The organism is Stenotrophomonas sp. CC22-02, assembly GCF_004365115.1.
GTDB lineage: Bacteria > Pseudomonadota > Gammaproteobacteria > Xanthomonadales > Xanthomonadaceae > Stenotrophomonas > Stenotrophomonas forensis.
In genome coordinates, this window is the sequence record NZ_SOCO01000001.1 from 3,549,590 (window position 1) to 3,574,815 (window position 25,226).

Consider the following 25,226-nt stretch of genomic DNA (forward strand, 5'->3'; position numbering starts at 1 on the left):
CGGGGCTTTTTTTTGCCGTCGGGATAGGCGGCATCCACGCATGGCGTGGATCTACCGGCCGCACCGGGCGTGGCCCGGCGCGGCCGCGCGGCTTACGGACAGGCCACCGCACCCTCGGCATTGGCCGTGTTGGCGGTCAGCTTGACCTGAGTGAACGCTGCAGCGAACGGCGTGTCGGCAGTCACCACGAACGGGGCTTCCACCGCACCCAGGGCCACGCCCTGCTTGGCAAAGCACGCCAGCGGCACGGTCACCGTCTGCTTCTGGCCCGGCGAGAGCTTGCCCAGCAGCGGGGCGATATCCACCCCGCCCTCGCAGCCACTGCCGCACTGCATCGTCACCTTCACCGGCGAGACAGGGCGCTTCACCAGCTGCACATCGAACTGCAGCGCGCCGTTGCTGCGCGCCAAGGCGCCCAGGTTGCGGCGCGAGGTGCTGCGCGCGATCAGCTGCGCGGGGGCCAGCCAGGTCACTTCCTTGGCGTCCTGCTGGGTGTTCACCTGCACGGTGCGCACCTGCACCACCGGCTTCGCAGCCGGCCAGCGCAGCGTGGCATTCAGATCATTGCCCAGCGGTTGCGTTGCGCCAGCGGCGGCCACGTGCAGGGCGAACGGCGGCGTGTCGGCGCGGTTGAAGATCGGCAGCACGGTCACTTCACCGCAGCTGTCCGGGTTGGCCTCGTCCAGCCGCGCGAGCGTGCCGCCCTTGGCATAGCTGAGGCCATAGCCCAGTGCGAACAGAGACGGCTTCTTCGCATCGGGCTGGTCGATCGGCGCCGGGCATGGCACGCCCGGCCACGGGAAGCTGAGGCGGCCGCGGAAGTCGTGCGCGGGCTTGCCACCCTTGCCGGCCACCAGCACATCGGTGACGCCCTTGCCTTCGGTGCCCGGCAGCCAGGCCGCAACGAACGCGCTGGACAGGTTGAGCAGGTCGTTGGTGTACATCGGCCGACCGGACAGGTAGACCGTCACCGCCGGCTTGCCGCTCGCTGCGGCGGCCTTCAGCACGGCCAGGTCCTGCGGGTAGGTGCGGCTGTGGCTGACCGTGTCCGAAGCAAGGATGTCGCCGTTGGTTTCCGCATACGGCGTTTCCCCGATCACTGCCAGCACCACATCGAAGGTGTTCGGGTCGATGCCCTGGCCGTCGGCGCTGAAGCTGACCTTGTCCGCGCCCAGTTCGGCGCGCAACGCACCCAGCACCGAATCGGCGTTGGGGAAGTCGGCGTTGCTGTTCTCGGTGCCCTGCCAGGTCAGCGACCAGCCGCCGGACTGGTCGCCGATGTTGTCGGCGCCTTTGCCGACCACCAGCACGCGCGCGTCGCGGCGCAGCGGCAGTACCTTGCCTTCGTTCTTCAGCAGCACCAGCGATTCGCGCACCGCGCGGCGCGCCAGATCGCGGTGCTGCACGGCGTTGGCATCACCGGCGTAGCGGCTGTCGGACGGCTTGTGTTCGAACAGCCCGGCGCGCAGCTTCACCCGCAGGATGCGCGTCACCGCATCGTCGATGCGCGCCATCGGGATCTCGCCCTTCTGCACCTGTGCGGTGGTGTTGTCGATGAAGGCCTTCCAGTCGTCGGGCACCATCACCATGTCGATGCCGGCGTTGATGGCCTGCGCGCAGCTGTCGTTGCGGCAGCCCGGCACCTGGGCGATGCCGTTCCAGTCGGAGACGACGAAGCCGTCGAAGCCCATCCTGTCTTTCAGCGCATCGGTCAGCAGTACCTTGCTGCCGTGCATCTTGCCGTAGTCGACACCACCCGCGCGGTCGTTCCAGCTGTTGAACGAGGCCATCACGGTCTGCGCACCTTCGGCCAGCGCGCCGTAATAGCCCTGCGCGTGGACGTTGATCATGGTGGCCTTGTCGACCAGCGCCTCACCCTGGTCCCGGCCGTTGTCGGTGGCACCGTCGCCCAGGTAGTGCTTGGCGGTGGTGACCACGTTGCCGTCATCCTTGAACGCCCCCTGCGCGCCCTTGACGTAGGCGTGGGCGAAGCTGCGGATCACCGCCGGGTCGGACGAATAGCTTTCGTAGGTACGGCCCCAGCGCGGGTCATGGGCCACAGCGAGGGTGGGCGCGAACACCCAACCGATGCCGGTGGCACGCACCGAGCGTGCGGTCGCCTCGCCGATGCGCTCGATAAGTTCGGCATCACCGGCCGCGCCCAGGCCGATGTTGTGCGGGAACAGCGTGGCGCCCAGCACATTGTTGTGGCCATGCACCGCATCGGTACCCCAGATCACCGGCACCGGCGTCTTCGCATCCGTTGCCAGCGACGCCGCGTGGTAGGCATCGGCCAGCTTCAGCCAGGCCTGTACGCTGGCGTGCTTGTCCATGCCCGGCCAGGAGCCGCCGCCGTTGAGCACCGAGCCGATGTAGTACTGACGCACCTGTTCCGGCGTGATCGTCTTGATCTCGGCCTGGGTCATCTGCCCGATCTTCTGCGCCAGCGTCATCTGCGAAAGGATCTGCTGCACGCGGCGTTCGATACCGGCGTCGGTGGCGATCACGCTGTGCACGCGCGGCCAGTCCTGCAGGCGTTCGCCCTCGGCCTGTGCGGCACCGACCGGTGCGGCAAGCGCGGCCAGCAGGCAGCTGGCAAGAAGGGTCTGGGTGGGGCGATTCACTGGGCTCTACCTCCGTGGATGAAGTTCCTGGCATGCGCGGCGGCGATGGCACGCCGGCATGGGTGCCTGCGCACCGCTCCTGACAGCGCTGTCATATAAGGCCGCTCACGTGCTGTCAATCGTCGTTCGTGCGCAATGGGACGGTGACCGCGCAACGACGGGCTCCGGCGCGGTGATGGCGCACCACAGTCACGCCCGGGTGCTGCATCGCGACAAGGAATCCGGACGTGCCAGCGGGCCTCCTGTCGTGGCAACATCCGCCTGCTTCGGCAACATCGACCCGGCCAGCACGCTCTACCATCGCCGCGTGCCCGCCGCCTTCCAGGAGGATCCATCGCACCATGCGCAGTCGAATCGAGGATGTCGCCGCCGTCGCCGGGGTTTCGATCAAGACCGTGTCCCGCGTACTCAACCACGAGCCGAACGTGCGCGAGCAGACACGCGAACGCGTGCTGGCGGCAGTGGCGCGGCTGGGCTACAAGCCCAACCTGTCGGCGCGCAGCCTGGCCGGCCAGCGTTCGTATGCACTGGCGCTGGTCTACAACAATCCTTCGCGCAACTACCTGATGGAAATCCAGAGCGGCATGCTGGAAGCCTGCCATGCGCAGCACTACAACCTGATCCTGGGGCCGGTCGGCACCGGCCGCCGCACCCTGCCCGACCTGGCCGCGCTGTTCGAGAACTCGCGCCCGGACGGCGTGGTGCTGATTCCACCACTGACCGACGATGAGGTGGTGCTGTCCTACCTGGAAGAGCAGGACATCCCCTTCGCCTGCATCGCGCCACGCCACCCGGAAGGCCGCATCGGCGTGCGCATGGACGAGACCACCGCAGTGGTCGAACTGATCGGCCACCTGGTCGCGCAGGGCCATCGCCGCATCGGCCACATCAAGGGGCCCCGCGCACACGGTGCCTGCCAGTGGCGCCACGCCGGATATCGCCAGGCGCTGCGTGGCGCCGGTATCGCCTACGACCCGCAGCTGGTGGTCAACGGCCAGTTCTCGTTCGAATCGGGCGTGGATGCCGCCAACATCCTGCTGGACCTGGACGATCCGCCGACGGCGATCTTCGCGGCCAACGATGACATGGCCGCGGCGGTGTACCGCGTGGCCGGCGAGCGTGGCCTGCGTGTCCCGCGCGATCTGTCGGTGTGTGGCTTCGACGATACCCCGATCGCCGGGCACATCTATCCGGCGCTGACCACGGTGCGCCAGCCGACCGCGCACATGGGCCGGCTGGCGACCGAGCAGTTGATCGAGCACATCCGCACCGAGACCGCAGGACGCATGATCACGGTCGAGCACGCGGTGCTGGATCGCGAGTCGACCGCCGCGCCCCGGCGGCGCTGACGGCGGCGGAACCCGGCTCATGGCGCTGGCAGCCGTGAGCCCTTCCACGCGTAGAAGGCGATGTAGACGTAGCACAGCACCGGCAGCAGGAAGGACAGCTGCAGGCCATGGCGATCGGCCAGCCAGCCCATTGCCAGCGGAATCACCGCGCCACCGACGATGGCCATCACCAGCAGGCTGGACGCCTTTCCGGTGAGTGCACCAAGGCGGGCGATGGCCAGGGCGAAGATGGTCGGGAACATGATGGAGTTGAACAGGCCGATGCTGACCACGGCCCACTTGGCCAGGCCGCCACTGGCGGTGACCGTGATGCCCAGCAGGATCATTACCGCCACCGCGAACAGGCCCAGCAGATGGCGTGCGTCCAGCCGTGCCAGCAGCGCCGCCCCCACCAGGCGGCCGGCCAGCGCGCCGCCCCAGTACAGCGAAACGTAGCCGGTGGCCTCCTGCTCGGTCAGGCCCTGGCCGATGCCCGGCGAGGACAGGAAATTGACCAGCACGCTGCCGATGGACACCTCGGCACCGACGTAGCAGAAGATGGCCAGCACGCCCAGGCGCACGTGGCGATGGCGCAGCACGTCCCATACGCGGCCTTCGCTGCTGGCGCGCCCCTCTACGCCCGGAATGGTGGGCAGGCGGAACATCCAGATCGCGACGGCCAGCAGGAACAGCGCGACTGCCAGGCCGAAGTACGGCAGCTGCACCGACTGCGCTTCGGCCGCGCGATAGGCCAGTGCTTCGGCCTGCGGCAGCAGGGCCAGCTCATCCTCGCTGCGCGGCTTCGCCGAGAGGATCAGCAGGCCGCCGAACAGCGGCGCCAGCGTGGTGCCCAGCGAGTTCATCGCCTGCGCCAGGGTCAGCCGGCTGGAGCTGGTGCGCTCGTCACCGAGCAGCGCGACATAGGGATTGGCCGCCACCTGCAGCACGGTGATGCCGGTGGCCAGCACGAACAGCGCCGCCAGGAACAGGCCGTACACATGCGCGGCAGCGGCCGGCCAGAACATCAGCGCGCCCACGCAGGCGATGGCCAGCCCGGCGACGATGCCGCGCTTGTAGCCGAGCGCCGCGACCAGCCGTCCGGCCGGCAGTGACATCAGGAAGTAGGCACCGAAGAAGGTGAACTGGATCAGCATCGCCTGCACCCAGCTGAGCGCGAAGGCGGCCTTCAGGTGGGGAATGAGGATGTCGTTGAGGCAGGTGAGAAAGCCCCACATGAAGAAGATCGCGGTCACCACGGCCAACGCGCGCGTGTTGCCCTGCACGTGTTGTCCGCTGACGGTCGTTGCTGTGTCCAAAGCCTGTCCTCCCGGTCAGTGATTCAAGCCATCCATCGGTCATGCGCGGCACACGAAGGCCAACTGGATTGTCCAACGCTGTCAACGCGCCGCGCAGCCTCCCCGGCACGCCCCCGCACCGTCATCCGCGCAGTTTCGTTCTGCACCGCACAACGCTTTTCCGCATCCGGATTGGCAGCGCTGTCATCCCTTAAAAACCGCTGCAGATGCCTTCAATAAAGGCAATTCGCAGATGCGAGCGGCTTCCTGGCAACGGTTACATCCCGACCTGCACGGCCGCTGCTCAGGCGCACTTGATGGCAGTTTGTTGACAACGCTGTCAACCGTCGCTCCAATCCGGCCACGTGCAGTAACCGCGATCAGAACAACGCAACAACACCACCGGATTCCCTGGGGAGGGAGCTTGCATGAAGACGTACAGGGCAGTACCTCGCAAGACGATGCTCACTTCCGCGCTGCTGGCAGCGCTGGCTGCACCGGCCTGGGCACAGGACGCACCCGCCGCCGGCCCGGCCGATCCGGCCACGCTGGATACCGTGCAGGTCACCGGTATCCGCGGCAGCCTGCAGTCTTCAATGAACCTCAAGCGCGACAGCCAGGGCGTGGTCGATGGCATCGTCGCCGAGGACATCGGCAAGTTCCCGGATACCAACCTGGCCGAATCGCTGCAGCGCATCAGCGGCGTGTCGATCGACCGTACCTCCAGCGGCGAAGGCTCCAAGGTGACCGTGCGCGGCATCGGCCCGGACTACAACCTGGTGTTGTTGAACGGTCGCCAGATGCCCGCCTCCAACCTCGGCAACGGTGGTGGCGGCCTGAATGGCTCGCGCTCGTTCGACTTCGCCAACCTTGCCTCCGAATCGGTTTCGGCGGTGGAGGTGTACAAGACCAGCCGTGCCGACAACCCGGCGGGCGGCATCGGCGCCACCATCAACATCAGGACGATGCGCCCGCTGGAATCGGAGCCGGTGATCAGCCTGGGCCTGAAGGCGGTCAATGATTCGTCCAACGACAACCTGCCGCGCACGCTGCAGGGCTCGAACATCACCGGTGAGCTGTCGGGCATCTTCAGCCAGCGCTACGCCGATGACCGCTTCGGCGTGACCCTCAGTGCCAGCCATCAGGAACGCGATTCGGGCTTCAACCAGGCCACGGTGGCCGAAGGCTGGGCGACGCTGTACGGCAACAACACCACCGACTGGCGTGCGCTGCCGCAGCCGGGCCAGGGCTATGCCGATCGCATCACCAATCGGCCCGGGCCGAACGATGTGTACGCGCGCCCGCAGAACACTGCCTACAACGTCAACGGCGTGCAGCGCCAGCGCACCAATGCGCAGGCCACGTTCCAGTGGAAGCCGGCCGACAACGTGACGACCACGCTGGACTACACCTATGTCGAGAACAAGGTGCAGCAGCAACGCAGTGAACTGTCCGTGTGGTTCAACTACGGACCGGGCGACAGCACCTGGACCAACGGGCCGGTAGCCGCGCCGATCATCTACAGCGAGGACATGACCAATTCGGACGTGTCGATGGGCGGTGCCAAGCTGGCCACCAAGACCGGCATGCACTCGCTGGGCTTCAACGTGGACTGGGAAGTGAACGACGCGCTGGACCTCTCGTTCGATGCCCACAACTCCACCGCCGAGTCGAAGCCGGACAGTCCGTATGGTTCGGCCGGCGTGCTGGGCGTGGCCGCCTTCGTGCGCGGCAAGACCACAGTGGACTACAGCGGCGACCTGCCGATCATCAACATCGCGCTGCCGCCCGGCGGCGTGCAGGCGTCCGATGCGCTGGTGACCGGTTCGGTGTTCCAGAACAGCTACAACAAGTCGAAAGTGCAGCAGTACCAGGGTCGCGGTACGTTCCGCTTTGCCGACTATTCGGCGCTGGACTTCGGCATCGGCCACGCCCAGGTGGAGAACCGTTCGGCGTCGGCGATCATGCAGCGCAATACCTGGGGTGGCCTGGGAACACCGTCCGACTACGCCGATGACATCTGGTATGCGGACAACATGGCCAAGTACTTCAAGGCGTTCTCCGGCCACAGCGATCCGCGCCTGACCGGCCAGTTCCTGGTCTTCGACTTCGACCGCCTGATCGATCGCGCTGCGCAGGTCGGCAGCGCCTCCGATCCGGCCTGCCCCAGCTGCTACTACGCGCCCAGCCAGTATTCAGAGGATATCCGCACCACCGAGAAGACCCGCAGCGCCTACCTGGAGTACCGCACCAGTTTCGACTGGTCGATGCCGCTGCACGTGGCCGCCGGCGTGCGCTACGAGCGCACCGAAGTGGAATCCAACGCGATGGTGCGCGTGCCCACCGGCATCAGCTGGGGCTCGGCCAACGAGCTGAACATCGTCTACGCGGCCGACAGCAGTTTCATCGGTGGCCGTGGCAAGTACGACTACATGCTGCCCAACGTCGACCTGAAGCTGGACCTGAGCGAATCGCTGGCGCTGCGCGGCAGCTACAGCCGCACGCTGGGCCGCCCCAGCTGGACCCAGATCCAGAGCGGCCAGTCGCTGGCCGACATCGTGCGCACCCAGGGCGGCACCGCCAGTCGTGGCAACCCGGGGCTGGAGCCGCTGATCTCGGACAACTTCGACCTGTCGCTGGAGTGGTACTACGGCGAGGCCAGCTATGCCTCGGTCGGCTTCTTCCGCAAGAACATCAAGAACTTCATCAGCGACACCATCGTGCGCGAGAACACCGGCACGCTGCACACCCCGGTGGGCGGCGCGTACTGGAACGAGGCACTGGCTTCAGGCTGCGGCACCACCGACATGCCCTGCATCCGCGACTACATCTTCACCAACCATGCCGGCGATCCGGGCGTGACCTACACCGGCACCAATTCGGCCGGGCAGAAGACCGGCACCATCACCGGCCTGCCGGGAGATCCGATCGCCGGCTTCGACGTCACCGTGCCCGCCAACCAGCACTCGGACCATCTCGATGGCTGGGAAGTGGCGGTACAGCACCTGTTCGGCCAGTCCGGCTTCGGCGTCGCGGCCAACTACACCAAGGTGAAGTCGGGGCTGACCTTCAACAACCTGAGCCTGGGTGACCAGTACCCGATGATCGGCCTGAGCGACTCGGCCAACGTTGTCGCCTTCTATGACAAGAACGCCTGGCAGATCCGTGCGGCGTACAACTGGCGCGACAAGTTCCTCAACGGCATCGGCGGCCAGGGTCCCAATCCGAACTACACCGCCGCCTACGGTCAGCTTGATCTGAACATCAGCTATGCGGTGAGCGAACAGCTGACCCTGAGCCTGGAAGCGATCAACCTCACCGACGAGACCATGCGCACGTACTCGCGCCATACCAACATGCTGCGCTACGCCACCCAGACCGGCCCACGCTACATGTTCGGCGTGCGCTACAAGTTCTGACCGGCCACGGTATCGTGGAGCCGGGCGCAGGCCCGGCTCCACACACCCCACCGGATATCCGCGCATGCTGCCGCCGCCCCGCCCCATCGATGAGGTACATGGCCTGGACCCGACACAGCTGCACCAGCAGCTGCCGGGATGGACCACGCCGAAGGTGATCCGCGGGCTGGTCTCGCATTGGCCGCTGGTGGCCGCCGCACGCACCTCCGATGCCGCTGCAGTCGCCCATCTGGCCAGCTTCGATCCCGGCCGGATGCCGGTGACCGCGACCACTGCAGCGCCCGAAACGCAGGGGCGGTTGTTCTACAACGAGGACATGAGCGGCTTCAACTTCCGCCGCGAACAGGTGCCACTGAACGTCGTGCTGGCCACGCTGCTGAAGTACGCACGCGACCCGTCGCCGCCGTCGATCTACGTCGCCTCGACCACGCTGGACAGCTTCCTGCCCGGCCTGGCCGAAGCGAATCCGCTGCAGCTGGGCGTGGCCGACCCGCTGACCAGCATCTGGATCGGCAACCGCTCGCGCATCGCCGCCCACCAGGATGTGCCCGACAATCTTGCCTGCGTGGCTGCGGGGCGCCGCCGGGTCACCCTGTTCGCCCCCGACCAGGTGCGCAATCTTTATGTCGGCCCGCTGGATCTGACCCCGGCCGGCCAGGCGATCAGCCTGGTTGACTTCCACGCACCGGATTTCGAGCGCTTCCCACGCTTCCGCGAGGCGCTGGCAGAGGCGCAGGTGGCAGAGCTGGCGCCGGGCGATGCCGTCTTCATTCCTTCGCTCTGGTGGCACCACATGGAAGGACTGGACGCCTTCAACGTGCTGATCAACAGCTGGTGGCGCCCGGTGCCGGCCTGGATGGATTCCCCGATGAACGCACTGATGCTGGCGATCCTGGCGGTGCGCGACCTGCCCGAACCCCAGCGCGCGCAGTGGCGCGCGATGTTCGATCACTACGTGTTCGACGCCGATACGTCGACCAGCGCACATATTCCTGCGCATGCGCGTGGCGTGCTGGCCCCGCTGCACGCCGACGGCGCCGCGCAGATACGGCAGATCCTTCGTCAGCGACTGCAACGGTGAATCCCCTGGCTGGCGCGTGCTTCACCCGCGCCCGGCCCTTTTGTGGCGATAATGCAGCCCCGCCTCCGCCGGTACCTGACCGCGCCGAGCGCCCTCTGCCTTCGTTTGCCCCGCATGCGCCTGATTTCGCCCCGCCTCAACCTGGGCAAGCTGATCCTTGCCCTGGCCCTGCTCAGCGCCATCATCGCGCTGGCCAATACCCTGCTGGCCAGCTACCGGGTGCAGCGCGACCAGCTGGTCGGCAATACCCTGGAAGCCAACCGCGTCTATGCCACCAAGCTGGCCGAGACCACCCAGAACTTCCTGCTGGCCGCACAGCAGGAGCTGGCCTATGCGGCCACCCGGCTCGGCCAGGACGATCTGGATCCGCAGCGGGCGCAGGATGAGGCCAGCCGCCTGCAGCTGCAGACCAACAGCTTCAACTCCTCGCTGGTGGTGGACGCCGATGGCCTGGTGATCGCCACTTCGCCGCAGACCCTGCAACTGCAGGGTGAGGTGCTGCACAGCGTCGGCAACAACGCCGCACTGGCGGCGCGCCAGCCGATGATCAGCGACCCGTACCAATCGGCCACCGGCAAGCTGCTGGTGTCGCTGTCGCACCCGATCTTCAACCGCCAGGGCCACTACCGCGGCTACGTCAGCGGGACCCTGTACCTGCGCCAGCGCAGCGCACTGCATACGCTGCTGGGCAAGCACTACTACCGCGACGGGTCCTACCTGTACGTGGTCGACCGCCATGGTCGCCTGCTCTATCACGCCGATGGCAAGCGGGTCGGTGACTACGTGGTCGGCAATCCGGCGGTGAAGGCGGTGGTGCGTGGCGAGCGCGGTGCCCAGCAGGTGCGCAACAACCTGGGCGTGTCGATGCTGGCCGGGTATGCACCGGTGCCGGCGACCGGCTGGGGCATCATCGCCCAGCGTCCGACCGAGGCCACCCTGCAACCGCTGTCGCGGTTGATGACCGCAGTGATCTGGAACGCGATTCCGCTCGGCCTGCTGTCGCTGCTGGTCACCTGGTGGTTCGCCCGCCGCATTTCGATGCCGCTGTGGCAGCTGGCGCGCAACGTGCAGGGCGGCGAGGATACCGGCAATGCGATCAACCATGTCAGCGGCATCCGTGCCTGGTACTTCGAGGTCGCGCAGCTGAAACACGCGGTGCTGCACAGCTTCAACGCACTGCAGGACCGGATCGGCACGCTCAACCGGGCCAGCCGCACCGACCCGCTGACCGGCCTGCTCAACCGTCGTGGCCTGCAGCAGGCACTGGATGCACTGCAGGTGCAGGGCATCCCGTTCGCGATCCTGGCGCTGGACATCGATCGCTTCAAATCGATCAACGATGCCCACGGCCACGACGTCGGCGATGCCGCCATCGTCCATATCGCCGATCAGATGCGCCGCTATTCGCGCGACAGCGACATTCTCTGCCGCGCCGGCGGCGAGGAATTCCTGTTGCTGCTGCCGGGCATCAACGCCGAGCCGGCACGCCAGGCCGGCGAACGCCTGCGCCAGCATATTGCCGACCACCCGTTCGAGCCGGTGGGCACCATCACCGTGTCGCTGGGCGTGGCCCACTTCCCGAGCTTCCATGTCGATGCCGAGCAGGCGCTGCGGCTGGCCGACAAGGCGCTGTACATGGCCAAGGAACAGGGCCGCAACCGGGTCGTGATCTACCCCTACGCCGACTGAGGCGGAGCCGGCCCGGCCAGCTCCGCCATCCTGCTCAGCCCTGTTCCAGCGGAGTCAGCAGGCGCACGCCGCGCCTGGCGCCATCCACCATGTAGACGCCGCCCTCCTGCAGCAGGTCACTGCCGGCCTGCTCGATCGGGTCCGCCCTGCGCCACGGCACGGCGTGCCGCGGCCCCGGAATGAAGACGCGCCAGCGCCCCAGGCGCTCCGGCCCGGCATTGCGGTCGTTGTTCAGGGCGAAGGTCACCGGCACGCGTACCGTCCAGCTGTCCCGGGTGCTGTCCTCGCCGGTGGTCGGCGGGGTGAAGGTCCATTTGCGCGCGCTGCTGACGCTGGCCTTGGCCAGGCTGTCGCGCATCCTGGCCAGGGTCTGCTCGGGCCCGACCACGGCCATGTTGACCTGCTCGGCAACGACATCGGCCACCGTACCGTCGCGGGCCACCTTGACCATCAGCAGCACCTCGCCCTGGCCACCGTTCCGAAAGACTTCTTCCGGGTAACGCGGCGGCGTCATGCGCCGGTCGGTCACCGAGTCGGTCGCCTTCGGATCGTATTCGCTGAAGTTGACGCTGGTCATGCTGACTTCGTAGCCGCCATCCGCCATCGGCTTGCCGCGCAGGCGCACGTGCATGGGAGCACGCGTCGCCACCGCCTTGCCGTCACGCAGCGTCGGCTCGAAGCGCCAACCTGCAATGGTGCCCTCGACGAAGGACGCGATGCTCGGAGACAGCATCGACTTCTGGTCCAGTACCAGCGTGCTGACCGAACCATCGGCGGTGATCTCGACATGGCCGGAAAGCACCATGCTCATTTCCGCCGTGGCGCGCACGGCGCGTGCGGTCTGTGCACTGGCATCGCCGGCCAGCAAGGGGGCGCCGCAGCCTACGGCCAGCGCGAGGGCGAGAAACAGGGGGGAACGCATCATTGCCGGATCCTTGGTGATGAGTGCCGAGCGTACCCCAGTCGCGGCCATCACGGCAGCCCGTTCACGCCAGCCGATGGGCGCCCGCGTACGGCGGGGTGTCGGGGTAGTCACCACGCGCGAACCTGTCCTGCAGCTGCTGCCACCACTGCGGATCGAACAAGTGCCGGAAATGCTCGCGCACCGCGGCCAGTTCAGCGGCCGGCAGGCCCATGAACGGGCCGAAGCGTTCGGGGAAAACATCGCGTGGGCCTACATGGAACCACGGCTCATCGGCCATTGCCTCTTCCGGGCTGCGCGGTTGCGGCCAGGCGCGGAACACGCAGTCGCTGACCAGGCACAGCTCGTCATAGTCGTAGAACACGGCGCGGCCATGCCGCGACACGCCGAAATTCTTCGGCAGCATGTCACCGGGAAAAATGTTGTTGCGCGCCATGTCGGTGATGGCCTGCGCATAGTCGAGCACCGCCGCGCGCACCGCCTCCCCACCCTGCTCGCGCAGGTACAGGTTCAACGGGCGGAAGCGACGCTGCACATAGCACAGCGCGACTTCCACCTGGTCGCCATCGACGCGAACGCTCTGTGCGCACTGCTGCAGCAGCTCGTCCAGCAGCGCCGGCGCGAAGCGGTCACGCGGAAAGCGCAGATGGCGATACGGCTGTGCGTCGAGCAGGCGGCCGACACGGTCGAGGTTGAACACCAGCGCGTACTTCTCTTCCACCTGCTGCCGCGACATTGCCTTGGGCCAGGCAAAGCGGTCGCGGATCAGCTTGAACACCAACGGATAGCTGGGCAGGGTGAACACCGCCATGACCATGCCCGGCGTGCCTTCGGCAGGCACCAGCCGCTCCTGCGGGTGCTCGTTGAAGTGGCGGAAGAAGGTGCGGTAGCGCTCGGTCTTGCCCTGCTTGGCGCGGCCCAGCACGGTGTAGATCTCGTCGATCGGCTTGCCCGGCAGCAGGCTGCGCAGGAACACCACCGCATCCCCCACCGTGGCAAGGTCGGCCTGGAAGTAGCTGCGCGACACGCCGAACAGGTGGGCGACATCGCGGCGCCGGGTCAGCACGGCATCGGCGCGCAGCCCGCGCTCATCGTTGACCAGGGCGATCACGCACGGCGAGAAGCGATGCTCGCCGAACACGCGGCCGACCAGATAGGCGCGGCGCTCGCGATAGAACACGGTGTCGAGCAGCTCGATGCTGCGTACCGGCGTGTCACCCCAATGGGCCAGATCGTCCTGCAGGCGCACTGCGATCGCCGCCGCGCAGCGCAACTGGTGGGCATAGGGAATGTCGAAGCGGTAATCGGCCAGCACCCGCTGCAGCGCCTCCACCGGCCGCGTGGGCGAAACCGCGTAGGTATGCCGTGCGACCGGATGGGTGATGGCATCGGAAGGCTCAACGTCGAAGGCGATGAACTCCAGCGCCGGGTCCACGCCACGGGTGGCGAACAGGCGCCGCGACAAGGTGTTGTAGAAGGTCTTGTACAGCTCGGCATCGATCAGCCCCTGCAGCAGGGCGCTGTAGCGCGCGTGCACCTGCAGCCACAGCGCGCGCGCGCCGATCGCCTCACCGGCGAGGCGACGCAGGGCATCCATCTGCTCGGCGATGCACAGGTCGTACAGGGCGATGCGCTCGACGGCATCCTGGCGGGCGCCGGCCCAGTCGCGCTGCTCGAAGCGCTGCCGCGCACGCGCGGTGATCGCCGCAAAGCGGGCGTGATACTGCTCGAAGCCATCACGGATGGCGCCGGCGATGCGCGACGCCAGCTCGGCGGTGATGTCAGGCTGGGACATGCAGGGCTCACCGGGGAGGACCGGCTTCACCATACGCTGGCGTGTGTGGCGCCGTCGAGCGCGCAGGCAGTGCCGGCCGCTGGCCGGCAGCCCCTGGACCGCCGGTGGATCCATGCAGATGCCGGCCAGCGGCCGGCACTACCGGCTCAGATCGCCAGTTCGGCCTCCACGTCCTGCACCTTGCGCCGGGCCAGTGCCAGGTTGGACTTGGTGCGGTCCAGCACGATGTAGAAGAACAGCCCCTTCTTCTTCGCCACCGGACGCATGATGTGGTACGCCTTGCCCAGCGAGATCAGGATGTCCTCGATGGTGTCATTGAGGTTCAGCGACGCGGCGGTCTTCATCTTGGCGCGGATCACTTCGGTGTTGCCGGCCGCGGCCACTTCCATGTCCATGCCGGCACCGGCTTCACCCAGCAGCATGCCGCTTTCATAATCGACCAGCGCCACCGCCTGTGCGCCATCGATGCCCATCAGTGCGTTCAACGATTCAGTCAATCCGGCCACGTCGTATCCCCTTGTCAGTGTTGGTTCGAGCCCCTTGTTCCCCTGCGGCCGGGCTCACGATCCGCTGAGTTCGGCCAGGATCGCCTGGCCACATTCCCTGCTCTGCCACAGCACCTGGCCGATCACGCTGCGCTGGTCGCAGGCTGCCATCAGCAGCAGCGGTGCGCGCCCTTCGGCCTGGATCGCCAGCATCAGCACCTTGCCCCCCGCGGCTTCCAGCATCAGCGTCTGCAGATCGCCCAGCACCAGCTCGCGCCCCACCGCCGCGGCCAGCGCCAGCATCGCGCTGGTCATCGCCGCCAACCGTTCGCCGCGACCGTCGGCACCGGCGCTGACCAGCGCGAAACCATCCACGCTGGCCAGCACGACCGTGCGCACGCCTTCCACGCGCTGCTGCAGGTCCTGCAGCAGCGGCTGCAGGCGCTCACGCTGACCGGCATCGGGCAGGACCGCCACCTGCCCGTCAGCCATGCGCGGCCACCAGTGCGTGTGCTTCCATTTCGCCCATCAGCACGTCCATCAGCAGCAGTCCCTGTTCGCGGTCGCGGGCATCCACTGCAAGCAGTGGCAATGGCTGGCCATCGAGGCAGGCACGCGTGGCCCAGTCATCCAGCGCGGCATGGGGTGCCTGGTCGAGATGGGTGACCGCCACCACCAGGGCCAGCGCCGGTGCGAACGGCCGCAGCACCTGCAGGTAGTCCTCCAGCTCGGCGGCCACGCCGGCGCGACGCGCATCCAGCAGCAAGACCGCACCGCGCGCACCCTGCAGCAGGATCGGCCACAGGAAGTCGAAGCGCTGCTGGCCCGGGGTGCCGTACAGGCGCAGCCGTTCGCCGTTGGGCAGATCGATGTCGGCGTAGTCCAGCGCGACGGTGGTGGAGGCCTTGTCGGCGCCAAGGCGATCACTGTTGGCCACATCCGTATCGATCACCGCGCCAGCCGCGATGCTGCGCACCAGGGTCGACTTGCCACTGCCCATCCCGCCCAGCACCACCACCTTGTGCTCACGCATTGCGCTCGCTCCCGCGCAGGTGCCGCCACAGGCGGGCGAGCAGGCCATGATCGGCACCCACGCTGCGCGCCGTCGCTACCGACGACGTCGGTGCAGCCTGCAGCTGCGCATAGCCACACAGATAGGCGGCATGGATGAAGTCGCGCACCGCCGCCGCCGGCAGTTCCAGCAGCATCGCGCACTCGTCCACCGTGCAGGCCCGCTTGAGCAGCAGCGAGCACAGGCGGAAGCCATCGTGATCGTGGCCCAGCACGCGGAAATCGGGCCAGCGCAGCAGCTTCACCGATGCGCCGCGCAGGCGTTCGTCCAGCGCCTGCCAGTGGCGGCTGCGCTGTGCCCACTGCCACAGCAACGGCCGCAGTGGCTGGCGTGCACGGTCGCCGGCCAACACCTGCAGTCGTGCCGGTGTCAGCGCGTCCAGCTGCAGCCGCTCGAAGGCGTCGGCCAGGCGCTCTACCAGTGCGGCGGAAGGCTCCTGCAGCAGCACCGCCTGATCATGCTCCAGATCCATCAGCAGCAACGGCTCGCCCGCATCACTCAACAGGGCCTGGCCCTGGCGCAGCGGCAGCCGTTCGCGCAGCAGTCGGGTGATGGCGTGTGCACCATCGGCCAGGCGGATCGGAGCGGGTGCGTGCATGGCCAGGGGCTCCACGGCCACCTGCATGCCGCGCAAGGCGCGGCCGATGGCACCGTCGTCCAGTACGTCCTGATGGCCATCGCCATCACGCAGCTGGCCTCCCAGGTCCTCGATCCAGCACTGCAGTCGCGGGCGCTGCTGGCGCATGCGCTGGGCCGCATTGCGCAGCGCCGGGGTATCACGGATGACCAGCAGGTCGCAGTCATCCAGGTCCTGGCTGCGCCGCACTTGACCATCGGGCAGTGCAGAGGCCAGGCGCAGCCGTTGCAGCAGGGCCTGCTCGCCCTGGATGTCGGTTCCCACTACCAGCACGCGTGCCATCGGTGTTCCCCGTGCGACCACCTCCCCGGTGGTCTCGCGTCGCCAAGGCTAGGGCATCGCCTGCGGCGACCGTCGTGATCGATTGCTCAGATTGGAAGTGATCGCGAACGCAGCCATTTCCTTTCTGCGACAACCATCGTGGGCAAGTTTCATGCCCTCTTGACGGCATTACGACAGCCGACGGATTTCACGCTTCTGGCCGCAGGTCGGACGCGGCCGGCCACGCAAAAAGAAACCCGCGCCGAAGCGCGGGTTCCGGGGCCGCAACGGGACGGCGATGGATCAGCCGCGCAGCTGCTCCAGTGCGGCATTGAAGGTCGCGCTCGGGCGCATCGCCTTGCTGGCCTTGGCCACGTCCGGGCGGTAGTAGCCGCCGATGTCCACGGCCTTGCCCTGCACGGCGATCAGCTCGTCGACGATCTTCTGCTCGTTGTCGGTCAGCGCCTTGGCCAGCGGGGCGAAGCGCGCCTTCAGCGCGGCATCTTCATTCTGCGCGGCCAGGGCCTGGGCCCAGTACAGCGCGATGTAGAAGTGGCTGCCGCGATTGTCGATGCCACCCAGCTTGCGCGACGGCGACTTGTCGTTGTCCAGGAACTGGCCGTTGGCTTCGTCCAGCGCCTTGGCCAGCACGCGGGCAGCAGCATTGTCGTAACGGTTGCCCAGGTGTTCCAGCGACGCGGCCAGGGCCAGGAATTCACCCAGCGAATCCCAGCGCAGGTAATCCTCTTCGACGAACTGCTGCACGTGCTTCGGCGCCGAGCCGCCGGCGCCGGTCTCGAACAGGCCACCACCGGCCATCAGCGGCACGATCGACAGCATCTTGGCGCTGGTGCCCAGCTCCATGATCGGGAACAGGTCGGTGAGGTAGTCGCGCAGCACGTTGCCGGTCACCGAGATGGTGTCCTCACCCTTGCGGATGCGGTCCAGCGAGAACGCGGTGGCTTCCACCGGCGGCAGGATGCGGATGTCCAGGCCGGCGGTGTCGTGGTTCTTCAGATAGGTTTCGACCTTGGCGATGACCTGTGCGTCGTGGGCACGGGCGGCGTCCAGCCAGAACACGGCCGGGGTGCTGCTCAGGCGGGCGCGTTCGACGGCCAGCTTCACCCAGTCCTGGATCGGCGCATCCTTGGTCTGGCACATGCGCCAGATGTCACCGGCTTCCACGGCATGCTCGAACACCACGTTGCCAGCGTCGTCGGTGACCTTGACCACGCCATCGGCGGCGATCTGGAAGGTCTTGTCGTGCGAGCCGTACTCTTCGGCCTTCTGCGCCATCAGGCCGACGTTCGGCACCGAGCCCATGGTGGCCGGATCGAAGGCACCGTGCGCCTTGCAGTCGTCGATGACGGCCTGGTAGACGCCGGCGTAGCAGCGGTCCGGGATGACCGCCTTGGTGTCCTGCAGCTTGCCTTCGGCGTTCCACATCTTGCCGGAGTCGCGGATCATCGCCGGCATCGAGGCGTCGACGATCACGTCGCTCGGAACGTGCAGGTTGGTGATGCCCTTGTCCGAGTTGACCATGGCAACACCCGGGCGCTGTGCGTACTCGGCCGCCAGGTCGGCTTCGATCGCGGCGCGGGTGGCTTCGGGCAGCGACGGCAGGCGCGCGGCCAGGTCACCGATGCCGTTGTTGGCATCGAAACCGGCCTGCTTCAGCACGTCGGCGTGCTTGGCCAGCACGTCCTTGTAGAACTCGTTGACCGCAACGCCGAACATGATCGGGTCGGAGACCTTCATCATGGTCGCCTTCAGGTGCAGCGAGAACAGCACGCCCTGGGCCTTGGCATCGGCGATCTGCTCACCGATGAATGCGGCCAGCGCCTTGCGGCTCATCACCGCGGCATCGACGATCTCGCCGGCCTTGACCGCGGTCTTTTCCTTCAGCACGACGGCGCTGCCGTCCTTGCCGTGGAAGGTGATCTTCAGCGAACCGGCGTTGGCCAGGGTGGCCGACTTCTCGCTGCCGTAGAAGTCACCGGCGGCCATGTGCGCGACGTGCGACTTCGAATCGGCCGCCCAGGCGCCCATGCGGTGCGGATGCTTGCGCGCGTAGTTCTTCACCGACAGCGGTGCGCGGCGGTCGGAGTTGCCTTCGCGCAGCACCGGGTTTACCGCGCTGCCCTTGACCTTGTCATAGCGCGCCTTGTAGTCGCGCTGCTGGTCGTCGGCCGGGGTTTCCGGGTAGTCCGGCAGCGGATAGCCCTGGTCCTGCAGTTCCTTGATGGCCGCCTTCAGCTGCGGCACCGACGCCGAAATGTTCGGCAGCTTGATGATGTTGGCGTCCGGGGTGGTCGCCAGCTGGCCCAGTTCGGCCAGGTCGTCACTGACCTTCTGTGCATCGGACAGCAGTTCCGGGAACTGCGACAGGATGCGGCCGGACAGCGAGATGTCACGGGTTTCGACCACGATGCCGGCAGTGGCGGTGTAGGCATCGACGATCGGCAGCAGCGACTGGGTGGCCAGGAACGGGGCTTCGTCGGTCAGCGTGTAGAGGATCTTGGACATGGGGGACTTGGACTCTGTAGCAGTGCTCAGGGGAAGGCCGGCGCCAGCGCCGGGCCACGTGCAACCGTGTCGCTTTTCCCTGCCGCCGTCAGGGTGGGCGCGCGGCAGGGGAAACCCCTGCATTGTCGCGTTTTCAGCCGCGCGGGGCAAAGCCGCGCCATACGCGGCGGTACTGCACCACTGTGTTGCGCGGCTGGTTAGCTTCCCGCCTGGAACCTGAGGCTTGGTCGGCTAGTTCGACTTCCCGCTCGTGGAGGCACGCACGACCCACTCCGACAATCGCTGCCCCCACTCGGCGCCCATCGGACAGGTCAACGTCTGTGCGCGTTTGCTTCGCCGGAAGCTGCAGACGCGGAATCCTCCAACGACGGCGGCCAGGCTGGCGACTTCATCTGCCGTCGCTGCAGCACCTCGGATGTGCAGCGAACCGGCGCCAGGCACGCTGGGTCGAACGTAGACGTCGTACCGGGTGGAACCTCCGTCCGCGCTTGCGTACCCCGACACTGCATATCCGCTGTCCGTGAAGCGCAGATCCGGCGTGCTTCCGGGCGCAGGCTTTTCAGGTGCATCGCCCTCGTAGATCAAGGCGACTTCCCGACCATCTCGCCTGACGCGGTGCAGGCCGAAGTCGACAGGTGCCTCATAGGTCACGGACATGCCCGTCGGCACGCGAAGACAGGCACCGTATAGAAAGTGGTCGCAGCGGTAGCTCCACAGATCAGCGGGTGCGATTGCGAGGGTGAGTGCCATCCAGCTGAGCATCCTGTCCCCCGACCTGTCCGTATGCGGCTGAGGGTACCCGAGATCCATGTCGAGCGAGCATCGCCCAATAAAAAAGGACGCAGCCTCGCGGCTGCGTCCATCGTGAGTCCTGCCGGGAGAGAGTCGGCAGGACTTACTTGACCTCGAACTCCTGCGGCGTTCCGGCCGCCTTGCCATCGACCATGACCTCGGCGCGGTACTTGCCGGCCGGCCAGCCCTTTGCATTCTTGAACGTGACGTTGGTGGTTTCCGCGCCGCTGGCATTCAGGGTCGCGGTCTGTTCGCCGGCCACCTGGCCGTCCTGGTAGGTCAGCTTGGCGCCGACATTGACATTGTTGGCGGCGCCGTCGGTCTTGATCGAGACGATGACGTCATCCTTCGGTGCGAACAGGGCAGCCGGTGCGACCGACTTGTCGGCAGCGGCCGTCTTGCCCACGGTAACGGTGGAGACGCTGACCGCAGCGGCTTCGGCCATCGGCGGCGGCGCGCCGGTCATCGGCGCAGGCGCTGCCGGTTCGGCCGGGGCGGTTGCTGCCGGTGCGGCGTTGCTGTCGGTCGACTCTTCCTTCTTCTTGCAACCCACCAGGGCAACGCTGCCCAGCAGGGCGGCGATCAGGGCGGTCTGGAGCGGGGTGGTCTTGATCATTCGGGGTTCCTCCCAGGGGATTGTCGGACGGCGTTCGATCGCCGGCTTACTTCGGCGGCAGCTTCAGGGTCTGGCCCGGGAAGATCTTGTCCGGGTCGTCGAGCACATCGCGGTTGGCTTCGAAGATCTTCTTCCAGGCATTGGCGTCGCCCAGGTGCTGCTTGGCGATCTTCGACAGCGAATCTCCCTTCTGCACGGTGTAGGTGCCGCCGCTGACAACCTCGGCGGTGCTGTCCACCGAAGCGCTGACGCCGGAGAAGTCCGCCTTCGGCACCTGCTCGGCGGTACTGTCGACGCTGGCACTGACGCCGGAGAAATCGGCTTTCTTCTCGGTACTCATCCACAACTCCCGTCTGCATGACTACGTGGTTCGCACGTTGCCATGGAGGTTGTTAAATGGGGATGGTGCAGATGTGAAGCCGCCCCCCGGGGCGGCTGAACAATCGGGAGAGCGGGTAGGCAGGTTCCACGCGGTTGCCGGCCGGCGGCCGGCACTATATGTAACCGCCTGCGGCGGTTACTGGCGCAGTTCGCGGTAGGTCGCAGCCGGGGCGGCGATGCCGGGGCTGGCCCGCCAGGGATTGATGTCCAGGCCACCACGGCGGGTATAGCGGGCTTCCACTTCCAGCCACTCCGGCTGGCAGCGCGTGGACACCTCGCTGAAGATCCGCTCAACGCACTGCTCGTGGAACTCGGCGTGCTCGCGGTAGCTGACCAGATAACGCAGCAGGCCGGCGCGGTCGATCTTCGGCCCGCGGTAGCGCAGGCTGACCGTGGCCCAGTCCGGCTGGCCGGTGACCGGGCAGTTGGACTTCAGCAGCGCCGAGACCAGGGTCTCTTCCACCACCTGGCCGGCATCAGCGGCAAGGAAGTCCGCCTGCGGGGGGCCATAGCAGTCGATCTCCACCTCCAGCCCGTCAATCGATTCGCCGAGCGGCGTCTCGCGCAGGCCCGGCAGGCCGAACGCCACATGGACCGGCGCACCGGCACAGGCCGACAGGTCGGCGACGATGCGTGCGCGCAGCGCTTCGGCGGTGTCGATGCGGGTGCTGTTGAGGGAGTTGAGGTACAGCTTGAACGACTTCGATTCGATCAGCCGCGGCGAGGTGCACGGCACCTGCACGGTGGCGACGGCGACCTGCGGCTTGCCGCGCGGGTCGAGCCAGCTCAGCTCGAAGGCATGCCAACGGTCGTGGCCGACGAACGGCAGCGCCGCATCATCGAGGCCGATCTCGGCGCGGGCGCCGCTGCGGGGGATGGGGAACAGCAGGCCGGGATCGTACTGCGACGGGTAACTGACCTCGCGACCGAGGCTGGAATCCTGTGGGGTGTTCATGGGCGTCATTGTATCGCGCCAGAAGCGGGCCTTCGGCCGGGCCGGCCAACGGCGGAGCCCCTCCGTGGTGGTTCAGGGCAGGATCTCGGGTCGGCCGGGAGGGTGGGTTGGCTGGGGGCCGCTGCAAGTACGTCCATGTAAGCTCGGTCGCCGCATCCATGCGGCTCACGCCCCCAGCCAACCCACCCTCCCGACCACGGACAGTTTCCCGCGCCACCACGGGAAAGATCAGGAAAATCAAAATCAAAAGCCGATCCTTCAGACATTCATGACGTCCGCCGTGTCGACCAAGGTCGAAACCCACCAAAGCAGAACGCCGTGCCGACAGATCGCAGGAAACTGTCGAAGGCGGGGTGGGTCCGGTTGAGGGGGTGTCCGCGGCATGGATGCCGCGGCCAAGCCCCCAGGGATGGGTTTACGGCGTCCCCCTCAACCGGACCCACCCCGCCATCCCACGGAATGCCCGCTTTTGACGTTGCTGTTGCCGTTGATTCAAGCGGGTGCAGGGCTGCAAGCCCTGCCGGAAACCCTCAGCCCGCAGGAGTGCCGGCACCGTGCAGGTAATCCAGGCTCACCTGCAGCAACGCCCGCAGCCCGACATCCAGCGCATTCTCATCCAGCAGGAACTTCGGCGAATGGTTGGCCGGCGCCGTCGCCGGGTCGATGCCCACGCTGGTCGAACCCACGAAGAAGAACATGCCCGGTACTTCCTTCGCGTACAGCGAGAAGTCTTCCGCGCCCATCTGCAGCGGCGGCTCGTACACGTTGTCCTTGCCCACCACCGCCTGCAGGCTCGGCAGCATCTTCGCGGTCAGCGCCGGGTCGTTCACCGTGGCCGGGTTGCCTTCCGACTCGTAGATGTCGGTCACTGCCTTCGCGCCGTGCGCGGCAGCAGTGTGCTCGGCCACGTTGCGCAGGTCGGCGAAGATCTGCTGGCGCATGCCTTCGTCGAAGGTACGGATGGTGCCGACCATCTCCACTTCATCGGGAATGATGTTGTAGCGGATGCCACCGTTGATCGCGCCGAAGGTCAGCACCGCCGGCTGCTTGGACAGGTTGGCGCGGCGGCTGACGATGGTCTGCGCGGTGCCGACCAGATCGGCGGTGGCCACGATCGGGTCCACGCCATTCCACGGCGCCGAGCCGTGCGTCTGGCGGCCGATCACCTTGATCCCGAAGCGATCCGAGGCGGCCATCAGCGGGCCGCCACGCACTGCGATCTGCCCTGCCTGCACGCTGGAGAACACATGCAGGCCAAACACCGCCTCCGGCTTGAAGTCGGCGAACAATCCTTCCTTCAACATCAGTGCCGCACCGCCCTCTTCCGGCGGCGGTGCGCCCTCCTCGGCCGGCTGGAAGATCAACATCACCTGGCCCGGCAGGTCCTTCTTCATCGACACCAGCGCTTCGGCCACGCCGAGCAGGGTGGCGGTGTGCGCATCATGGCCGCAGGCATGCATCACGCCCACGGTCTGGCCGCGGTACTGGTCGGTGGCCTTGGAGGCGAACGGCAGGCCGGTCTGCTCGGTCACCGGCAACGCATCCATGTCCGCACGCAGCGCGATCTTCGGGCCCGGCTTGCCGCCTTCGATGATCGCCACCACACCATGATGGGCGATGCCGGTCTTCGGCTTCAGGCCCATCGCACGCAGGCGCTTGGCGACCTCGGCCGAAGTGCGCGCCTCGCGGTTGGACAGCTCCGGGTGCTGGTGGAAATCGCGGCGCCATTCAACCACCCGGGCCTGCAGCCGCTGCGCGGCAGCGGTCACTTCCGGGCGCTGCCCGTCCTGGGCATGGGCAAGCGCCGGCAGGGCCAGCAACAGGGCGGACAACAGCAGCGAACGGCGCATCGCAATCTCCACGGCAAGGGGTTCCAGCTGAATGTAGGGCAACACTGCCGCTACGGGAACCTCCGCGGCTGGATCCGGTCTTAGCGCCCGTCCCATCCGTCATGCAGGAAACGTGATGTGGCACAGGTATGCTTTGCGCATTGCCCCCGGGGTCCCGCCCGGTCCAGCCCTCTTGGAGTCCTCGTAATGTCACGTGTTTGGAAGATCGTGCTGCTGGTCGTGGCGGTACTGGTGCTGGCCGTGGTCGGCCTGCGCGTCGTCGGCGGAGGCAAGGACAAGGCTGGAAAACCCGCTGCGGGCGCACGCCAGGGCGGCGAAGACCCGGATGCCGGCCCGGTGCCGGTGACCGTGGTCGACGCCACGCGCCAGGACGTGCCGGTGTACGCCAGCGCGCTGGGCACGGTGACGGCGATGAACACGGTCACCGTCAGCCCGCAGGTGGGCGGCCAGCTGATGAGCCTCAATTTCCGCGAAGGCCAGGAAGTGAAGCAGGGTGACGTGCTGGCGGTGATCGATCCGCGCACCGCCCAGGCCAGCTATGACCAGGCGGCGGCGGCCAAGCGCCAGAACGAAGCCCTGCTGGCCACCGCACGCTCCAACTTCCAGCGCTCCAACGCGCCGGAGTATCGCCAGTACGTCGCCAAGACCGATCTGGATACACAGCGAAACCAAGTGGCACAGTACGAAAGCGCGGTGGCCGCCAACGAGGCCAGCATGCGCTCGGCACAGGTGCAGCTGCAGTACACCAAGGTCACCGCACCGATCTCCGGCATTGCCGGCATCCGCGCAGTCGACGCCGGCAACGTGGTCAACGCCGGTACCGCACTGGTCACGCTGACCCAGATCCATCCGATCCACGTGCTGTTCAACCTGCCCGAGCGCCAGCTCGGCGACGTGCGCCAGGCGCAGGCGGCCGGCACCGTGCCGGTAGCCGCGCTGGACCGCGCCGATTCGCACGTGCTCTCCGGTGACGGCAAGCTGGATGTGGTCGACAACCTGATCAGCGCCGACAGCGGCACGTTCAAGGCTCGTGCGATCTTCGACAACACCGACAACGGGCTGTGGCCGGGCCAGTTCGTCAACGTGCGCATGCAGCTGCGCACGATCGGTGGCGGCGTGGTCATCCCGACCCAGGCGGTGCTGCGTGGCCCGGATGGCGAGTACGTGTACATCGTGCAGGGCGACAACACGGTAAAGATGCAGACAGTGCGCAGCGGCGTGGAAGTGGGCGACAGCCAGGTGCAGATCGCCGAAGGCCTGAAGGGTGGCGAGCGCGTGGTCAGCGAAGGCCAGTTCCGCCTCAAGCCGGGCAGCAAGGTCACCGCGTTGAAGCTGGGCGAAACGCCGGCCGCGCCGACCGAGGCCGAACTGAAGGCCGCCGAGCAGAAGAACGGTGGCGGCGGTGGCCGTCGTGGTGGCGGCCCGCGCTGAGCGCAGGCCACTGACCTCTCCCGCGCCGGCATCCCCGCCGGCGCTGCCAATGAAGTGCCAGCAAGGA

Annotated in this window: 18 protein-coding genes; 5 read left to right on the top strand and 13 right to left on the bottom strand. The window is 67.1% G+C overall.

Features of this window, described 5'->3' with window-relative positions; translation table 11 throughout:
• Window positions 1–92 precede the first annotated feature (92 nt).
• Complete coding sequence (locus N440_RS16265) at window positions 93–2,624, bottom strand: glycoside hydrolase family 3 protein (RefSeq protein WP_133935739.1); 2,532 nt, start codon at window positions 2,622–2,624, stop codon at window positions 93–95.
• A 341-nt stretch (window positions 2,625–2,965) separates the two neighbouring features.
• Here N440_RS16265 and N440_RS16270 point away from each other — a divergent pair, with 341 nt between their 5' ends.
• Window positions 2,966–3,973, top strand: a complete 1,008-nt coding sequence (locus tag N440_RS16270) for a LacI family DNA-binding transcriptional regulator (protein ID WP_040006979.1) — start codon at window positions 2,966–2,968, stop codon at window positions 3,971–3,973.
• A gap of 17 nt (window positions 3,974–3,990) precedes the next feature.
• Here the strand turns inward: N440_RS16270 and N440_RS16275 are convergent, their stop codons facing one another.
• Entirely contained in the window at window positions 3,991–5,187 is a 1,197-nt protein-coding gene (locus N440_RS16275) for a sugar MFS transporter (protein WP_083797423.1), read from the bottom strand.
• Window positions 5,188–5,675: 488 nt separating this feature from the next.
• Between N440_RS16275 and N440_RS16280 the strand changes: the two genes are divergently transcribed.
• The 3 genes from N440_RS16280 to N440_RS16290 all read left to right on the top strand — a co-directional run bounded on the left by N440_RS16280 (window position 5,676) and on the right by N440_RS16290 (window position 11,436).
• A complete protein-coding gene (locus tag N440_RS16280; protein ID WP_133935740.1) occupies window positions 5,676–8,666 on the top strand; it encodes a TonB-dependent receptor in 2,991 nt (996 codons plus the stop codon).
• 64 nt (window positions 8,667–8,730) lie between these two features.
• Window positions 8,731–9,747 (top strand): cupin-like domain-containing protein, encoded by a 1,017-nt coding sequence (locus N440_RS16285; protein ID WP_133935741.1) that lies wholly within the window; start codon window positions 8,731–8,733, stop codon window positions 9,745–9,747.
• Between the two features lie 114 nt (window positions 9,748–9,861).
• Window positions 9,862–11,436 carry a sensor domain-containing diguanylate cyclase gene (locus tag N440_RS16290; RefSeq protein ID WP_133935742.1) on the top strand — a complete coding sequence of 525 codons (1,575 nt, stop codon included), beginning with the start codon at window positions 9,862–9,864 and terminating at the stop codon, window positions 11,434–11,436.
• Between the two features lie 34 nt (window positions 11,437–11,470).
• Here N440_RS16290 and N440_RS16295 read toward each other — a convergent pair whose 3' ends face one another.
• The 11 genes from N440_RS16295 to N440_RS16350 form a co-directional block, all read right to left on the bottom strand.
• Window positions 11,471–12,361, bottom strand: coding sequence for an energy transducer TonB (locus N440_RS16295; RefSeq protein ID WP_133935743.1), 891 nt, complete (start codon window positions 12,359–12,361; stop codon window positions 11,471–11,473).
• A 61-nt stretch (window positions 12,362–12,422) separates the two neighbouring features.
• Entirely contained in the window at window positions 12,423–14,153 is a 1,731-nt protein-coding gene (gene aceK, locus N440_RS16300) for a bifunctional isocitrate dehydrogenase kinase/phosphatase (RefSeq protein WP_133935744.1), read from the bottom strand.
• A 146-nt stretch (window positions 14,154–14,299) separates the two neighbouring features.
• Window positions 14,300–14,659, bottom strand: a complete 360-nt coding sequence (locus tag N440_RS16305) for a hypothetical protein (RefSeq protein WP_006473505.1) — start codon at window positions 14,657–14,659, stop codon at window positions 14,300–14,302.
• Window positions 14,660–14,713: 54 nt separating this feature from the next.
• Window positions 14,714–15,130 (bottom strand): roadblock/LC7 domain-containing protein, encoded by a 417-nt coding sequence (locus N440_RS16310; RefSeq protein ID WP_006473506.1) that lies wholly within the window; start codon window positions 15,128–15,130, stop codon window positions 14,714–14,716.
• Window positions 15,123–15,671 carry an ATP/GTP-binding protein gene (locus N440_RS16315; RefSeq protein ID WP_133935745.1) on the bottom strand — a complete coding sequence of 183 codons (549 nt, stop codon included), beginning with the start codon at window positions 15,669–15,671 and terminating at the stop codon, window positions 15,123–15,125. The genes N440_RS16310 and N440_RS16315 overlap by 8 nt, the downstream gene beginning before the upstream one ends.
• A complete protein-coding gene (locus N440_RS16320) occupies window positions 15,664–16,629 on the bottom strand; it encodes a hypothetical protein (RefSeq protein WP_133935746.1) in 966 nt (321 codons plus the stop codon). The genes N440_RS16315 and N440_RS16320 overlap by 8 nt, the downstream gene beginning before the upstream one ends.
• 282 nt (window positions 16,630–16,911) lie before the next feature.
• Window positions 16,912–19,134 (bottom strand): NADP-dependent isocitrate dehydrogenase, encoded by a 2,223-nt coding sequence (locus N440_RS16325; protein WP_006473546.1) that lies wholly within the window; start codon window positions 19,132–19,134, stop codon window positions 16,912–16,914.
• An 895-nt stretch (window positions 19,135–20,029) separates the two neighbouring features.
• Entirely contained in the window at window positions 20,030–20,542 is a 513-nt protein-coding gene (locus tag N440_RS16335) for a hypothetical protein (protein ID WP_006473548.1), read from the bottom strand.
• A gap of 46 nt (window positions 20,543–20,588) precedes the next feature.
• Window positions 20,589–20,882 (bottom strand): LysM peptidoglycan-binding domain-containing protein, encoded by a 294-nt coding sequence (locus tag N440_RS16340; RefSeq protein ID WP_006473550.1) that lies wholly within the window; start codon window positions 20,880–20,882, stop codon window positions 20,589–20,591.
• Between the two features lie 177 nt (window positions 20,883–21,059).
• Window positions 21,060–21,878 carry an NADPH-dependent 7-cyano-7-deazaguanine reductase QueF gene (gene queF, locus N440_RS16345; protein WP_133935748.1) on the bottom strand — a complete coding sequence of 273 codons (819 nt, stop codon included), beginning with the start codon at window positions 21,876–21,878 and terminating at the stop codon, window positions 21,060–21,062.
• Window positions 21,879–22,408: 530 nt separating this feature from the next.
• Window positions 22,409–23,728 carry a M20 family metallopeptidase gene (locus N440_RS16350; RefSeq protein ID WP_133935749.1) on the bottom strand — a complete coding sequence of 440 codons (1,320 nt, stop codon included), beginning with the start codon at window positions 23,726–23,728 and terminating at the stop codon, window positions 22,409–22,411.
• A gap of 186 nt (window positions 23,729–23,914) precedes the next feature.
• On the opposite strand from N440_RS16350, the gene N440_RS16355 reads away from it, so the two are divergent.
• Entirely contained in the window at window positions 23,915–25,159 is a 1,245-nt protein-coding gene (locus N440_RS16355) for an efflux RND transporter periplasmic adaptor subunit (protein WP_133935750.1), read from the top strand.
• Window positions 25,160–25,226 lie beyond the last annotated feature (67 nt).

Bases quoted from the DNA above. Each gene is read 5' to 3' on its own strand.
- N440_RS16350 (WP_133935749.1), bottom strand. From the start codon at position 23,728: ATGCGCCGTTCGCTGCTGTTGTCCGCCCTGTTGCTGGCCCTGCCGGCG.
- N440_RS16335 (WP_006473548.1), bottom strand. From the start codon at position 20,542: ATGATCAAGACCACCCCGCTCCAGACCGCCCTGATCGCCGCCCTGCTG.
- N440_RS16295 (WP_133935743.1), bottom strand. From the start codon at position 12,361: ATGATGCGTTCCCCCCTGTTTCTCGCCCTCGCGCTGGCCGTAGGCTGC.
- N440_RS16310 (WP_006473506.1), bottom strand. From the start codon at position 15,130: ATGGCTGACGGGCAGGTGGCGGTCCTGCCCGATGCCGGTCAGCGTGAG.
- N440_RS16270 (WP_040006979.1), top strand. From the start codon at position 2,966: ATGCGCAGTCGAATCGAGGATGTCGCCGCCGTCGCCGGGGTTTCGATC.
- N440_RS16320 (WP_133935746.1), bottom strand. From the start codon at position 16,629: ATGGCACGCGTGCTGGTAGTGGGAACCGACATCCAGGGCGAGCAGGCC.
- N440_RS16325 (WP_006473546.1), bottom strand. From the start codon at position 19,134: ATGTCCAAGATCCTCTACACGCTGACCGACGAAGCCCCGTTCCTGGCC.
- N440_RS16340 (WP_006473550.1), bottom strand. From the start codon at position 20,882: ATGAGTACCGAGAAGAAAGCCGATTTCTCCGGCGTCAGTGCCAGCGTC.
- N440_RS16275 (WP_083797423.1), bottom strand. From the start codon at position 5,187: ATGTGGGGCTTTCTCACCTGCCTCAACGACATCCTCATTCCCCACCTG.
- N440_RS16280 (WP_133935740.1), top strand. From the start codon at position 5,676: ATGAAGACGTACAGGGCAGTACCTCGCAAGACGATGCTCACTTCCGCG.
- N440_RS16315 (WP_133935745.1), bottom strand. From the start codon at position 15,671: ATGCGTGAGCACAAGGTGGTGGTGCTGGGCGGGATGGGCAGTGGCAAG.
- N440_RS16355 (WP_133935750.1), top strand. From the start codon at position 23,915: ATGTCACGTGTTTGGAAGATCGTGCTGCTGGTCGTGGCGGTACTGGTG.
- N440_RS16285 (WP_133935741.1), top strand. From the start codon at position 8,731: ATGCTGCCGCCGCCCCGCCCCATCGATGAGGTACATGGCCTGGACCCG.
- N440_RS16290 (WP_133935742.1), top strand. From the start codon at position 9,862: ATGCGCCTGATTTCGCCCCGCCTCAACCTGGGCAAGCTGATCCTTGCC.
- aceK (WP_133935744.1), bottom strand. From the start codon at position 14,153: ATGTCCCAGCCTGACATCACCGCCGAGCTGGCGTCGCGCATCGCCGGC.
- queF (WP_133935748.1), bottom strand. From the start codon at position 21,878: ATGAACACCCCACAGGATTCCAGCCTCGGTCGCGAGGTCAGTTACCCG.